Source organism: Acidithiobacillus acidisediminis, assembly GCF_023277115.1.
Classification (GTDB): domain Bacteria; phylum Pseudomonadota; class Gammaproteobacteria; order Acidithiobacillales; family Acidithiobacillaceae; genus Igneacidithiobacillus; species Igneacidithiobacillus acidisediminis.
In genome coordinates, this window is record NZ_JALQCS010000001.1 from 1851804 (window position 1) to 1864604 (window position 12801).

14 protein-coding genes are annotated in these 12801 nt (G+C 56.8%); 7 read left to right on the forward strand and 7 right to left on the reverse strand.

The genetic code is table 11. From position 1 onward, the window contains the following. Positions 1 to 182: 182 nt before the first annotated feature. From M5D89_RS09330 to M5D89_RS09350, 5 genes are all read right to left on the reverse strand, one after another. Positions 183 to 614 carry a TlpA family protein disulfide reductase gene (locus tag M5D89_RS09330; RefSeq protein ID WP_233444873.1) on the reverse strand — a complete coding sequence of 144 codons (432 nt, stop codon included), beginning with the start codon at positions 612 to 614 and terminating at the stop codon, positions 183 to 185. A gap of 214 nt (positions 615 to 828) precedes the next feature. After that, the gene (locus M5D89_RS09335) at positions 829 to 1320 is read right to left on the reverse strand and encodes a MarR family transcriptional regulator (protein WP_248885536.1); all 492 of its coding nucleotides are present in this window, start codon (positions 1318 to 1320) and stop codon (positions 829 to 831) included. A 68-nt stretch (positions 1321 to 1388) separates the two neighbouring features. After that, positions 1389 to 1997: a class I SAM-dependent methyltransferase gene (locus tag M5D89_RS09340; protein WP_248885537.1), complete on the reverse strand. Its 609-nt coding sequence runs from the start codon at positions 1995 to 1997 to the stop codon at positions 1389 to 1391. A gap of 13 nt (positions 1998 to 2010) precedes the next feature. Further along, the gene (locus M5D89_RS09345; RefSeq protein ID WP_248885538.1) at positions 2011 to 2259 is read right to left on the reverse strand and encodes an SHOCT domain-containing protein; all 249 of its coding nucleotides are present in this window, start codon (positions 2257 to 2259) and stop codon (positions 2011 to 2013) included. Next, entirely contained in the window at positions 2250 to 2615 is a 366-nt protein-coding gene (locus M5D89_RS09350) for an ArsR/SmtB family transcription factor (protein ID WP_041635824.1), read from the reverse strand. The genes M5D89_RS09345 and M5D89_RS09350 overlap by 10 nt, the downstream gene beginning before the upstream one ends. Positions 2616 to 2727: 112 nt before the next feature. Here M5D89_RS09350 and M5D89_RS09355 point away from each other — a divergent pair, with 112 nt between their 5' ends. The 3 genes from M5D89_RS09355 (at position 2728) to M5D89_RS09365 (ending at position 4877) form a co-directional block, all read left to right on the forward strand. Next, positions 2728 to 3393 (forward strand): glutathione S-transferase, encoded by a 666-nt coding sequence (locus tag M5D89_RS09355; protein WP_248885539.1) that lies wholly within the window; start codon positions 2728 to 2730, stop codon positions 3391 to 3393. A gap of 132 nt (positions 3394 to 3525) precedes the next feature. Beyond that, complete coding sequence (locus M5D89_RS09360; protein ID WP_014002372.1) at positions 3526 to 3915, forward strand: ArsR/SmtB family transcription factor; 390 nt, start codon at positions 3526 to 3528, stop codon at positions 3913 to 3915. An 8-nt stretch (positions 3916 to 3923) separates the two neighbouring features. Beyond that, on the forward strand, positions 3924 to 4877 hold the full coding sequence (locus M5D89_RS09365) for a permease (protein ID WP_248885540.1): 954 nt from the start codon (positions 3924 to 3926) through the stop codon (positions 4875 to 4877). Positions 4878 to 5107: 230 nt separating this feature from the next. Here the strand turns inward: M5D89_RS09365 and M5D89_RS09370 are convergent, their stop codons facing one another. Then, on the reverse strand, positions 5108 to 6868 hold the full coding sequence (locus M5D89_RS09370; protein ID WP_248885541.1) for a site-specific integrase: 1761 nt from the start codon (positions 6866 to 6868) through the stop codon (positions 5108 to 5110). A gap of 724 nt (positions 6869 to 7592) precedes the next feature. Here M5D89_RS09370 and M5D89_RS09375 point away from each other — a divergent pair. The 3 genes from M5D89_RS09375 to M5D89_RS09385 all read left to right on the forward strand — a co-directional run bounded on the left by M5D89_RS09375 (position 7593) and on the right by M5D89_RS09385 (position 10102). Continuing rightward, complete coding sequence (locus M5D89_RS09375) at positions 7593 to 8249, forward strand: helix-turn-helix transcriptional regulator (RefSeq protein ID WP_248885542.1); 657 nt, start codon at positions 7593 to 7595, stop codon at positions 8247 to 8249. After that, on the forward strand, positions 8246 to 8776 hold the full coding sequence (locus tag M5D89_RS09380) for a hypothetical protein (RefSeq protein ID WP_248885543.1): 531 nt from the start codon (positions 8246 to 8248) through the stop codon (positions 8774 to 8776). Before M5D89_RS09375 ends, M5D89_RS09380 begins: the two co-directional genes overlap by 4 nt. A gap of 63 nt (positions 8777 to 8839) precedes the next feature. Continuing rightward, the gene (locus tag M5D89_RS09385; RefSeq protein WP_248885544.1) at positions 8840 to 10102 is read left to right on the forward strand and encodes an IS256 family transposase; all 1263 of its coding nucleotides are present in this window, start codon (positions 8840 to 8842) and stop codon (positions 10100 to 10102) included. Between the two features lie 6 nt (positions 10103 to 10108). On the opposite strand, the gene M5D89_RS09390 is transcribed toward M5D89_RS09385, so the two are convergent. After that, positions 10109 to 10552, reverse strand: a complete 444-nt coding sequence (locus tag M5D89_RS09390; RefSeq protein WP_248885545.1) for a hypothetical protein — start codon at positions 10550 to 10552, stop codon at positions 10109 to 10111. On the opposite strand from M5D89_RS09390, the gene cas3 reads away from it, so the two are divergent. Beyond that, positions 10526 to 12793: a CRISPR-associated helicase Cas3' gene (gene cas3, locus M5D89_RS09395; protein ID WP_248885546.1), complete on the forward strand. Its 2268-nt coding sequence runs from the start codon at positions 10526 to 10528 to the stop codon at positions 12791 to 12793. The genes M5D89_RS09390 and cas3 overlap by 27 nt on opposite strands. Positions 12794 to 12801 lie beyond the last annotated feature (8 nt).

Below are 12801 nucleotides of genomic sequence, written 5' to 3' on the forward strand. Positions count from 1 at the left end.
GCCCTGTCAAGCTCGCGCCCTATGCTGCCAGTGGTGCTATAGGTGGCCGCCGATATCCAAACAGAGATGGAGCGCTGTCCCGGTGAGGACTGCAGGGCAGCGAACGGTAGGGTGCAATCGACAACGCCGTGGCGCCAGACATCCCTATCAGGAATATGCGCACGTTGCTCGATGGATACTTCCTAAACCCATGTCCACAACAACTTCCAAACAATCACGGGTAGCGCTATGGCCCCGACATAGCGTCCAACAATTCGCCCCTTCCCATTGACGAGTATACTGGTCGGAGTCAGGATAACGCCGCCTAGCGCCTGGCTGACACCCTGGCCGGCGGCCAGATACTCCGGATAGTTGATGCCCAACTCGCGCATCCTCGCACGTACGGCTTTCGCTGTACTTCCATTTACGCCAATTCCAATAATGCTAAAGGACTTCCCGCCGAACCACTGCTGCAGTTGCACCAACGCTGGGGTCTCGGCCAAGCAAGCCGGACAGTCTGGGGCCCAGAAGTTGATAAGGATCATCCTCTTCGGTACCGCTGGCAGGTCAATAAGCCGACCACTCAGGCTTCGGACGACTAAACTCGGTAGTTGATGGGGGATATTTGCCGCCATAGGGCTGCCTCGCCATTGCGTAAACGCATAGACTCCAATCAGCAACCCGATCCAGATAACAAACTCTATCCAAAACCGTCTTTTTTTCAGAAAAGAAAGCATGATGGTGGATATCCTCGCCAAGAGGCACTTGGGCAAATATCAAGAGTCAGCACCCATTTCCCCGGGATATCCACCAAGTGGTTGAACCGACACACTACGTCCACTTGGGAAATCAAGATGCCTTGATACTCTCCGCTTTGAGATGGATCTTTCCCTGATTTTTTAGGCGAGCTAGCAATACCATCACACTTGCCGAACTCAGGGAAAGCATCTCCGCCAGGGCGTCTGGATCCTGGCTGCCGGCTTGTTCAATCCGATGGAGAACTTCATCCTCTCGGGCCGCGAGCCATTCTTCAAAAAGTTGGTACAGCTCCGGCTGGGCATAGGCCGCGAGCGCGGTGGTGCGCTGCATGGTTTCCAACATTTCCGAACACATCGCCATGCACGATCCCATCATTTGTTGCATGGGATTGCCCCCTTCCGCGCCTTCCCCGTGCTGGTTCATCATCTTCTGCATCATCGCCATAGGACCCCCACCGCCTTGCCCCATCATTTTTTTCATCATTCCCATGCCCATCTCCATGGGGTTTCCACTCCCGGACTTTGCAGAATCGTCTTTTTCGTTGCCACTTTTTTCCGGTTCATCGGGTTTTGCTGATTCCATGACCACTCTCCTAAATTACTCAGATTTGTCACTGCCAACAGAATACCTGGGCAGTTCCGGTTTCTCCGTTATCCACGAAGTCGAAAAAGGCTACCGTAGTGATAGGGGGGCAACGTAATCACGTCTACCTGTTGGAAGCCAGCGGGTTCTACCACAGTTCGCACCTGCTCCGGCGTCATGCGCAGTTCCGTGCGCGGTCCGCGTGCCTGTCCCAGGACCGGAGTTTCTTCCCGCGGGCGGGCATGCCAGTTGACGACGGCAAAAAGCCCGCCGGGCTTGAGGACGCGGGCGATCTCCCGGGCCAGCGCTGTCTGCTCGGGCACGCCGTGAAAGGTATTGGCCATGAGGCAATAATCTACCGGCTTCGGGAGCAGTTGATGCAGATCCATGGCGTCGCCTTGCAAAAAAGAACAGTTCCTCAACCCGGCACACGCTGATTCAGCGGCAGCAAGCATTTGCTCGTCGAGATCAAGACCGAAGACTTCACCGTTTTCCACCTGTTTGGCGAGGGCGGCAGTGAAATAACCATCGCCGCAGCAAAGGTCCAAGACCGACATTCCTGTTGTCACACCAAGATCCTGAATTACCCTCAAGGGATCAGGCCACAGGGCCTGCCACCAGTCTGGGTCAGGCATGATTGTCGCTGGGAATAAAGCCTCTTGCTTATCAACGTTCATGTAATCTTCCTTCTTACCCTTCCAGATCCTTGCGCATTTGCTGGTACTCTTCTCGAGTGATCTCCCCCCGGGCATAGCGTCGGTCCAGGGCTTCCCGCGGGGTTTCTGCCGATCCTGGCGTTTGGTGGGAACCGCCGCACATGGGGCCGCCGCCCATGCCACCGCGCATCATGAAAACCATAAAAACCACCATCAGCACCAAAAAAATCAGCGGGAAGATCCACCCCCATGGCATCCAGCCCCACCCTCCATTCATCCACATGACCTTGTCCTCCGGTCTAATGAGGAAGTACTGCCGTCAACATCCTCATCGGGGCTGAGCAACGGAGTATGAGCCCCTACCCAAGCCTGCAACGACTCCAGAATCCCTAACAAGTCTGGGTCGGGAAGGCAGTAGTACACGAAGCTCCCGCGCCGTTCGGCGCGCACCAGTCCAGCTTCCCGCAGAATGCGCAAGTGGAAGGAGACATTGGTTTGGGGTAGCTCGGTGGCACGGATGATGTCGGTGACTGGTCGGCATTCCGTCCCCAACGCACAAAGGATGGACAGCCGGTTCGGTTCGGCCAGGACTTTGAAAATCGGGCTGAGCAATCGAGCGGGGCAGGACGCTTCCGGCATAACATTCTCCTTGATATGAGCACGCTCATACATGTATATTCGCTCATATTGATGATAGCGCATGCAGTTGTCAATAGGTTCCACTTCCGTGCTGCCATCTGGGAGGATTTTCATGCTGACGCTCATTCATTTTGACTTCTGCCCTTTTTGCCAGCGGGTGCGTTTGGCACTGGGTTACAAGGGAATCGTTTTTAACGAGCAGCCAGCGCGCTTTTATGGTCCAGAATACTTCCAATCGATTAGCGGCTTTGGTCGACTACCTGTTGTCGAGTACCCCGATGGAAGTCGCCAGGGCGAATCTCTGGAGATCATCGCAGAACTGGATCGCCGTTTTCCTGAGACACCGCCGCTCTGTCGCGGAGCCATTAGCGACTCGGAGTGGGAAGGTGTGCAGGCGTGGCGTGCACGCATCAGTGACATGCTATTTCGCCTGATCGCACCCACATTGCCGCAATATGCGAGTCTCGGACAGGATCCCCGCGCAATGACCTATTACCGGAACCGTATGGAGAGTTGGCTGGGAGATACGCTGGAGGGGCTGCAGAAGCGTCGTAAGGAGTGGTATGCCGGAATGGAGGTCGATCTCCAGGACGTTGCCGCGCGCGTCGCCGTCCACGGCTTCTATACTCCCATGTTTTCTGTGGCCGACACGCTTATTACCGGCGATTTGACCGGCTTACGCCTACTGGAGGACATCCAGTTGCCACCCGAACTGACCACATACTTCGCACGCGTGGAAGCGGCTGCCCAGACCACGCTTCTGCCCACCCGGGGATAGCAAAGACGGCCTGGCTTTGTTCGTGAATCATCGGTAGTCGTCAAAGTGGCCCGCGGACGGCCGGTAAGTAAGGGAGAAACTGCGCGTGCGCTCCTGTTGACAGGTGACCCGATCATTACTATATTTGTTCAAATGAGCATAGAAGATACTGATCCGCGTTGTCTCGTCAACTGCTTTGAACCCGGCAAAGTCGCTGCCGCGCGCATGCGTCTGGAACAAGATGAATCCGATATCAAAGCGGTTGTGCGCATATTTGATGTGCTGGGAAATCGAACGCGTCTGCGCATCCTGCTTGCTTTGGCGTCCGAAGAGCTTTGCGTCTGTGACATTGCGCACGCGCTCAACCTCAGTATCAGTGCAGCTTCTCATCAATTACGTGCATTACACGACCGGGACTGGTTGCGTATGCGTAATGATGGAAAGATGGTCTACTACCGCACCGATCCTCAGAAAGTAAAACAACTTCTCAGCATGACAAACGCCTTCCTGGAAGCCCGGATTGCGCAGCAGAAAGCAGGATAGGGGGCTGCATGGATTGGTTGGGTACAGTACTCGATTATTCCAAAGAGTTCGGAGAAGTCGCGGTTTTTGGATTCTTGTTTGCAGGTTTTTTGCAGGCTGTGGCAAGACCTACGGTGGTGGCCAGGTATTTATCGGGATACTCTTTGTGGCGCGCCAACGCGATCGGCGCTACGGTTGGATTTTTTACCCCCTTGTGTTGTTGCACTGCGATTCCTACCGCGCTGGCACTTTGGCGTGGAGGTAGTCGCCCCGGGCCTGCCTGCGCCTTTTTAATTGCGACGCCCTGGTTCAACTGGTATGGGCTGGTAGCCTTGTGGATATTTCTGGGCTGGCAAATGGCATTGGTTGTCGCCGGCTCGGGAGTATTAATCGCCTTTCTCACGGGGATGATCATCGATTGGCAGTCTACCGACAGATGCACCGCTCGATCGCTGGCAACAGAGGTGCCAGAAACGGTCTGTACGACAACGTCCTGTTCCGTCAAAAGTGGTTCTGCCTGTTGTTCTACGGTGGATGTTGTTGGGAGTGGAAAATTCTTCGACTTCTCTCACCCGTGGAAAAAACTACAGATGGCCGGGACTAACGCCTGGGCTTTGGCACGGGAGCTTTTACCCTGGATTGTTGCCGGAATATTGATTGGCGCTACGGTCAAGACCTGGCTACCCACTGCGTGGATCAGTGCCCTGGAGGCCCGTGACTGGCTGACTCCTGTACTGGCTCTGATCTTCGCGACGCTACTTTATGCAGATAGCCTGGGGTCGTTACCGCTGGTCAACGCGCTGTTGCAAAAAGGATTGGGGCCTGGGAATGGCATGATTTTGCTCATTGCCGGTGTGGGCTCAAATATCGCCACGCTCGGCCCAATTTATCGCGAAATGGGAGCCCGCGTTGCCATTCTTTACGCCTGCTGTGTCATGACCCTGGCGCTTCTATTGGGGATATTGTGGAATCTCTTTCTGTAGTTTAAAAGCGAATAAATAAAGGACACTCTGATTTATCTTCCTGATATAATGTGAGCACTCCTGGGTCGATAATATGGATCTCGCGAACGACTGCTTACGCTGCTCACCAGCCATCGACTTAACCGACAGATGAGCGTGCCTTATCAGACTGCTCCATCTACGACGGCGTCCTGACGATTCGGGGGAGCCCCTTCGGTTGGATCCTCCTGCCCGACGCGATCGTTCCGATGTCACGTAGCTCTTCGCTGGGGAGCGGCGCTTTGATCTGGGATATAAGGCTCCGGACGCGGGACGGTAAAAGGAAGCCGGATTTTGGAAATCTCCGTCTGCAGCACTTCCAGGGAATAGCCCTCGCCGTATCGATCCCCCACCGATCCTGATGCGTGACCGGTGAGCTGGTGGTGCACGTCGCTGACGATTCCGGCATTCCGGCATAAGTCTTTGAAAGTATGCCGCAGGGAATGAAACACCACGGTTCGCGGAAAGCCCAGACGCTCGTGGACGTACCGGTTGAACCATCGGCCGATCATTTCACTATCTGTATGCAAGGCTCCGCGACTGCGCAGCAGGGGCCAGAGCCGGGAATGCCCAGCCGCCTGGATGGCCTCGACATAGTCCAGGAATCCATGTTCGATCAGCTGCGGATGCAGGGGCACCGAGCGTAAGCTCTCGCTGTTTTTCGCACGGCGAATACGAAAATGGGGTACCGGCTCCCGCTGTACGTCGTCTACCGTGAGGCGTCCCAGCTCGTCGAGCCGCGCACCTGTGAAAAGCCCCAGTAGGGGAATCCAGACCCTGGCGTAATACCCTCCCCCTCCGTTGCCTTTGCTCTGCGCAAACAGACCCTCCGCCGAGAACAGTGTCTGCAACTGGGCCAAGGAAAAGGGCTCTCGGCCCGATTCCGACTGTACGCCAATCTTCAGAGCAAGGCGCTTGTAATCGAAACCGGTGAACGGATTGCTCGGCAGAAGCTCGTCTTTAACCGCCACCGAAAACAGCGCTCCCATCAAGGTGCCTTTCTTTTCGAGGGTCTTGCCGCTATTGCCGCGACTATCTCGCTCGTGCCGGAGCCAAGCCGTGACATCTTGCTTGGACATGTCAGCAGGCAGCTTGCCCCGCAAAAACTGGGACAGAGACTGTACTAGGGTCTGCATCTCCCGGACCGTGCGGGGATGGCGGGGACAATCCCGGATCCAATACTCCAACAGCTCCTGCCAGCCGAAAGTCGGCTTGCCCTTTACCGCAATCTCCGGCACGGGGGGCGTCGGCACTTCCTCTCCTCTCTGCCGTCGCTTTAGATCTCGGGACACGGCCCGGAAAGCGGCGGCAAAGGGTTCATAGCCCTCTCCTAAGCGCCAGAAAGAGGTATCCCGGCCAGTAGCCAGGTGTAGGTGTTGGGCAATAAAGGGCTTGAGTGCTTTCAGCAGCTGCACATCCCCGACCAACCCCGCCGGCGGAAGCTTACCCACGAAAAAGGGATTCTCCCGCGGCATTAGCCAGCGCTCATCCGTGTCCTTTCCGTCCGAGTCCGGGGCCAGGAGCGAGGCCACCAGCTCCCGATATTCCTGCTCGTCCTGCTGCAGGATCGTCGCGTACATCAGTCGCGCGGCTTTTTCGATTTCTTCTGGAGAAAAGGTCGGTCGGGGTACCGGGCGGGCAACCTCGAGGATTTTCGCCTGCTGGTCCGGGGGCAGCTGGTCAAAGATGTCTTTGAGAATCACTCCCTGCGGCTGACCCTGTTTCTCCAGCGATGGGGCGACGATCCGTTCCCAGGCTGCCTTTTTAGCCGCGAGGAATTCGTCGACCTCCACCGCCACCCGCCGGGCTAGGCGCTCGGCTTCCTGGCGGTTGCCGGTGCCGAGGGAAAAGCGCAGATAGCCATTGGTGCCGACCTTTCTTGGGCCGGAGGCCAATGGGATTTCCTTACCGCGGAGGGAGTCCGGGAGCTTGCGAGAAAAGTGGTACAGCGACCCGCGACGGATAATGTACATGGGGGTATCGACCTCACTTTTAGCTACACGTCTAGCCACAGTGTTTAGCCGCAACCCATTGAATTGAAAATTCCTTTTTTAACTATCAGGAACTTATCTACGATTGGCGGAGAGGGTGGGATTCGAACCCACGTGACATTGCTGTCCATCCGATTTCGAGTCGGATTTTACGCCTTTTTTGATCAATCGCTTGCATAGTGTTCTTTTTATTTTTCAATACGTTATATCGTTTTCCGTTCCCGCCAATTCCCATATATTCCCGCCCTGGGTGTGCTGCAATTACGCTGCAAGAAAGCCCTGAGAATCCTCATAACCAATCCGATCGCACCCAGCAACCGCGCCCATACTAGCACACGAGTTGAGAACCGCGCTCACCCATCCCATGCGCTCAGACCCGCGCGAGCGCTCACCGGCCCTCAATCTTTTTATGGTTACATCAATAATCGCAATACCGACGGGCAATCATCGTGAAAAAGTAACGCTACATTGCCTTAATTGTTCCCTCTCGCCCCCGTTCGTTCCCACTGAATAACGTGGCGTTAGTTTCATAAGCCATTGATCGTATTGCATTTATGCTTGACATGGGCAGACTAGGTGCCTATAATGAGTGATATGGAGTGCACCATGCACTTGCACGGAAAGGGCCTCGTCTCCCCCTGCACTCCTGCCGCACAAGCCAACGGCGGATGAAGTGAGACGGCGGCGATGTTTATAGGAGACGAAAATGACGTCTGAAGCACAAAATTTGGCAAAACAGATTGAACGGGAATCTCGCAAAATCACAGACATTGCAACGGAACTCGCGCCGGATATGCTCAACCCACCAAGCTATTACGATCCCGAAAACGATGATAAACCGTTATTTACACAAGAACAGCAATATAGAATAAATAAAGTACAGGTGCGCGTTGCACTTTTAAAGAAGAGGCTTTCTCTTGTTACTCGTCCGCAAGTTCGGCTGCTGCAGCGAGTGCCCGCGACTCGCACTACCACCCGTGCACGTCGGTCTCACGGGGCATCAAGCCGCTCAAGCGCAGCATCTGCAGAGTCGGGATCCGACGGCGATGGGGATGGCGGCGATGGGGAACCGCCTCAATCACTCATCAGCAGTCTTCTAGACCAGAACGCGCTCGCGCAACTTCTGTGCGTTAGCAAAAAAACCCTTCAAAATCAGTACAGCAAAAACCCTTTCGCATTCCCGCCTGCCATTGCAGTGCCTGGAGCTCGCGGTCCCAGGTGGACGCTGGCCAGTATCCAAGCATGGATTGCTAATCGTCCTACCTATCTCCCCCCTGCACCGCCACTACCTACTCAGCAAAAGCGCCGTGGTCGTCCTCGGCTTGCCCTCGTTGCCCGTGGGGCAAAGGGAGGTGCGGCATGAGTACTCGCACCTTCAAAAAATCCGCCAAGACATTTTCTGTAGATGATGTTTTGACGTTGCTACAAAACGCTAAAATTTATTGCAAGCGTAACGGGCGGGAAGTTAATGCCGATTGCGACAATACTGGTCATTGCAACTACAAAATTGCCCCGCAAAAAGGAGTGTATCTCAATACAGCCGCCAACGAGGGCGGCACTATAGCCGATCTTCTCCGCCGCCTGCGCATTGATGCTGCCACGGCTTCTGCACCGATCCTCGCGTCTCCTCGCCCCGCCGAAGGCAGGCAACAAGTGGAGCGTGCGACACAAGATAACAGCAGCATTGCTGCGCGCCTCTGGACGCAAAGCTGGAGCTGCATACACAGCGCTGATATGCCGGTGGATTGGGATAAGGGTCTGTCCACTGGTCAAAAAATTGGGGTGCGTGCGCGAATCGAGCGCGAACGCGATGCTGCGCGAGCTTATATCCGGTCGCGGCTAGGTGAGCTATGCTCGAAAGTGGTGTGCGGGAGATTACAGCTGACCTGAGGAGGGTGGCGCACTGTTGCTAGAAAGGGTTTCGAAATCTGATCAGCAACGAAGAGGTGCGCCATGAGAGAAGATAGCAAAGTGGTAGAGGGATTGGCAGGGCTGGAGGTGGGGATCGAAGAGATCCTGCGGCAGGGGGCAAGACGTTTGGTCCAACAGGCGGTGGAGGCTGAACTGGTGGCGGTACTCGAAGAGCTGAGCACGGTACGGACCGTGGATGGGCGTCGCGCCGTGGTGCGCAATGGCTACCAGCCGGAGCGGGAGATACTGACCCGCCTGGGTCCTGTTCCGGTGCGAGTACCCAAGACTCGGGACCGCTCGGGATCGGGGTTGGGATTCCGCTCTTCTTTGGTCCCGCCCTATGTTCGCCGTTCGCAGACCATCGCTGCGGCCCTGCCATGGCTTTATCTGCACGGTATTTCCTCTGGCAAGCTGCGCGAGGCGCTGGTCGTGCTGTTGGGCGAGCAGGCTCGGGGACTCTCTCCGGCGGCCCTGGGGCGCCTCAAGGCGGAGTGGGCGCAGGAGCATACCGAATGGCAGCGCCGTTCCCTCTGTGGCAAGCGCTATGCCTACTGGTGGGCCGATGGCATCTACACCAACCTGCGTGCGGAAGATGACCCACGCATCTGTCTCTTGGTCATCATCGGCGTGACCGCTGAAGGGAAGAAGGAGATCGTGACGGTCACCGACGGCCTGCGCGAATCCAAGGCGTCCTGGCTCGAAGTCCTGCGCGACCTGCGGGATCGAGGCGTGCAGGAAGCCCCCTTGCTGGCCATCGGCGACGGGGCCTTGGGCTTCTGGTCGGCGCTGAGCGAGATCTATCCGCAGACACGCCATCAACGCTGCTGGGTGCACAAGACCGCCAACGTCCTCAACGAGTTTCCCAAGCGGCTGCAGAGCCAGGCCAAGGCCGCCCTGCAGAACATCTGGATGGCCGAGACCAAAGAGGCGGCAGAGCAGGCCTGGCGGGTCTTTGTGCGCAACTACCAGGCCAAGTACCCAAAGGCGGTAGAGAAGCTCCAGAAGGACCGCGACGTACTGCTGGCCTTCTACGACTTTCCCGCAGAGCATTGGCTCCACATTCGCAGCAGCAATGCCATCGAGTCCACCTTTGCGACCGTTCGCCAGCGCAGCAGCCGCAGCAAGAACTGCGTCTCGCGCAGCAGTTTCCTGGGACTGAGCTTCAAGCTCATCCAGCAAGCGGAAAAACACTGGAAAGGGATTCGCTACCCGCAGAGGCTCCGAGACCTCTTTGCCGGGGTGATCTTTGTCGATGGGATGCCGGCCAATGAAACCCAGCCCGACCCCCAACAGGACGCCGCCTGAATCATGTCAGCAAATCCTGATACACCACTCTTGACCATAGCTCCTGGGCGTGCCACCGTTATTCTGGCTGTAATAGTCCTCGATGGCGCCCGATCCAGGCCGGGAATCGCTTGTGCGCTTGGGTTGGTCGCTGGGGGTTTCGTCTGGATAGTCAGCCACCTTGGCGACGTGCTCCAGGTTGGAGCCTTTCTTGGCGTGGATGGAAAGCATACAATCTCCTGAGCAACTACCTTCGGTTATAGCCGGAAGTTGGAAAATGTTCTTGTGCAGATTCTGCATGGCGGCTCTTCGCTTGGCCGTGCGCGCCTCAAGTGTTCGGATCTTGAAGAAGATGGCATGGCCTGTTGATCGCGGCACAGGCCTTGGCGTCTGGCTGGTCACGACGAACGAGAGGAAATAAAGTGCGGATAGGCAGCGCAAATCATGCCCATAAGTAGTAGCATCGCTCATGCCGCGAAAAATGCTGACGGATTTTGGCGTGATCCGCACGACCTACTAGAGCATCTGAATAGTGTTGGTACGCTGGCCGCGACATTCGCGGAACAATATGGCGGCGACTGGGCCCGATTGGCCGGGCGCTGGCACGATCTCGGTAAATACCGCCCGCGCTTCCAGCGCTACATCCGCTTGGCCAGTGGCTTTGAGGTCGATGCACACATCAAGGGCGAAGCGGGCAAGGCGCCACATTCTACGGCGGGGGCCATGCTTGCAACGGATCGCTTCGGTGCGGCGGGTCGAGTGCTGGCCTATCTAATCGCTGGACATCATGCGGGACTCGCAGACTGGTTTGGAGGGCTGGATGTGCGACTGAGCAACGCAGATAGTCGTGATGAACTCAATGAAGCACTGGCCGAAAATCCGCCCGCAGAATTACTGGATACTGGTGGCTTCAAGCCAGATTTGCGCATCATCCCAGGTGGCAAGAATGGCTTTGCCCTGTGGGTGCGCATGCTATTCTCGGCGCTGGTGGATGCAGACTTCCTCGACACCGAGCGCTACATGGACCCGGACAAGTTCGCGCAACGTAACTGCTGGCCTGCGCTTGCCGAGCTAGAGCCCCGCTTCGACGCTCACATGGCGCAGCTGGCTACACTGGCCCTGCCCACGGCGGTCAACGCCATCCGCGCAGATATTCTGCGCCAGTGTCGGGAAAAAGCCGCGCTCACTCCGGGCCTTTTCTCGCTCACCGTGCCCACTGGTGGCGGTAAGACACTCTCGGCTATGGCATTCGCCCTGGCCCATGCGCAAGTACACGGCAAGCGCCGGGTCATTCACGTCATCCCCTACACCAGTATCATCGAGCAGACGGCAGACGTCTTCCGCAGCATCTTCGGCGAAGTGGTCATCGAGCATCACAGCAATGCCGAATCCGAACCCAGCCAGGAAAACCACGCTTCACGCTTGGCTTGCGAAAATTGGGACGCGCCCGTTATCGTTACCACCAACGTGCAGTTTTTCGAGTCACTGTTCGCCGCCCGGACATCGCGCTGCCGCAAGCTACATAATCTGGTGGATAGCGTCGTCATCCTCGATGAAGCGCAGCTGTTGCCTCCGGAATTTCTACAGCCGATGCTCGACGTACTCAATCTGTTGACGCAGCACTACGGCGTGACCGTGGTGCTGTCCACCGCCACGCAGCCCGCCTTGAGCACTCGCGCCTATTTTGACGCGCGCCAGAACCTGCGCGGCCTGGACAATGTGCGTGAAATCATCAGCGATCCTGATGCGCTCTACCATTCACTGGAACGCGTGCGGGTACTTCTACCTGCAGATTGGCATACACCCATAGAATGGCCGCAGCTGGCGTCGGAATTGGCCGCACACGACTCGGTGCTCGCTATCGTCAATACCCGCAACGATGCTCGCGCGTTGTGGGAGCAGATGCAGAAGATCGATGCGGGGACGCTGCATCTGTCCGCGCTGATGTGCGGCGCCCACCGTTCGCTGGTCATCGCCGACATCAAGGCGCGACTAAAAGCCGGCATACCTACGCGTGTGGTCAGCACCCAACTGATCGAAGCGGGCGTGGACGTGGATTTCCCTGTGGTATTTCGTGCGCTCGCAGGGCTCGATTCCATCGCCCAAGCGGCAGGGCGCTGCAACCGCGAGGGCCACTTGGCCGCCAAAGGCAAGGTCGTCATTTTCGTGCCGCCTAAGCCCGCTCCACCCGGGCTTCTGCGTCGTGGCGAGGACGCTTGTCGCAGCGTTCTGTACGGCGACACCGAGCAGCCGCTTGCGCTCGAGTGCTTCGCCCGCTATTTCGAGCGTTTGTACCATGCCTGTGAACTCGACAAAAAAGGCATCTGCGATGACTTGTTCATGGCCGACAACGCGCTTGACGGACGCGAACTGGCCGTCAATTTCCGCACCGCAGCAGAGAAATTCAAATTGATTTCAGATGAAGACAGCATGCCCATCGTTGTGCGTTACCAGGGCGTTAATGGCCAGGACGACAGCATCAACAAGTGGCTAGCGACCTTGCGTAAAGATGGTCCCGAACGCTGGCTGATGCGCAAGCTGCAGCGCTACACTGTTAACCTGCATCGCATCCAAGCCATGCAACTGCTCCGACAAGGCGACATTGAGGAAATCATGCCTGGGCTGTTCGCGCAAGTGAGCGATTGGCTGTACGACACCACCCTTGGCCTCAATCCCGAGGGCACTCCGGTTCACCCTGTTTGCATCGCATGAGAGGTCTT

What these genes read in the sequence shown, in the direction of transcription:
- M5D89_RS09330 (WP_233444873.1), bottom strand. Translation starts at nt 614, where the DNA reads ATGGCGGCAAATATCCCCCATCAACTACCGAGTTTAGTCGTCCGAAGC.
- M5D89_RS09335 (WP_248885536.1), bottom strand. Translation starts at nt 1,320, where the DNA reads ATGGAATCAGCAAAACCCGATGAACCGGAAAAAAGTGGCAACGAAAAA.
- M5D89_RS09340 (WP_248885537.1), bottom strand. Translation starts at nt 1,997, where the DNA reads ATGAACGTTGATAAGCAAGAGGCTTTATTCCCAGCGACAATCATGCCT.
- M5D89_RS09345 (WP_248885538.1), bottom strand. Translation starts at nt 2,259, where the DNA reads ATGTGGATGAATGGAGGGTGGGGCTGGATGCCATGGGGGTGGATCTTC.
- M5D89_RS09350 (WP_041635824.1), bottom strand. Translation starts at nt 2,615, where the DNA reads ATGCCGGAAGCGTCCTGCCCCGCTCGATTGCTCAGCCCGATTTTCAAA.
- M5D89_RS09355 (WP_248885539.1), top strand. Translation starts at nt 2,728, where the DNA reads ATGCTGACGCTCATTCATTTTGACTTCTGCCCTTTTTGCCAGCGGGTG.
- M5D89_RS09360 (WP_014002372.1), top strand. Translation starts at nt 3,526, where the DNA reads ATGAGCATAGAAGATACTGATCCGCGTTGTCTCGTCAACTGCTTTGAA.
- M5D89_RS09365 (WP_248885540.1), top strand. Translation starts at nt 3,924, where the DNA reads ATGGATTGGTTGGGTACAGTACTCGATTATTCCAAAGAGTTCGGAGAA.
- M5D89_RS09370 (WP_248885541.1), bottom strand. Translation starts at nt 6,868, where the DNA reads ATGTACATTATCCGTCGCGGGTCGCTGTACCACTTTTCTCGCAAGCTC.
- M5D89_RS09375 (WP_248885542.1), top strand. Translation starts at nt 7,593, where the DNA reads ATGACGTCTGAAGCACAAAATTTGGCAAAACAGATTGAACGGGAATCT.
- M5D89_RS09380 (WP_248885543.1), top strand. Translation starts at nt 8,246, where the DNA reads ATGAGTACTCGCACCTTCAAAAAATCCGCCAAGACATTTTCTGTAGAT.
- M5D89_RS09385 (WP_248885544.1), top strand. Translation starts at nt 8,840, where the DNA reads ATGAGAGAAGATAGCAAAGTGGTAGAGGGATTGGCAGGGCTGGAGGTG.
- cas3 (WP_248885546.1), top strand. Translation starts at nt 10,526, where the DNA reads ATGCCCATAAGTAGTAGCATCGCTCATGCCGCGAAAAATGCTGACGGA.
- M5D89_RS09390 (WP_248885545.1), bottom strand. Translation starts at nt 10,552, where the DNA reads ATGAGCGATGCTACTACTTATGGGCATGATTTGCGCTGCCTATCCGCA.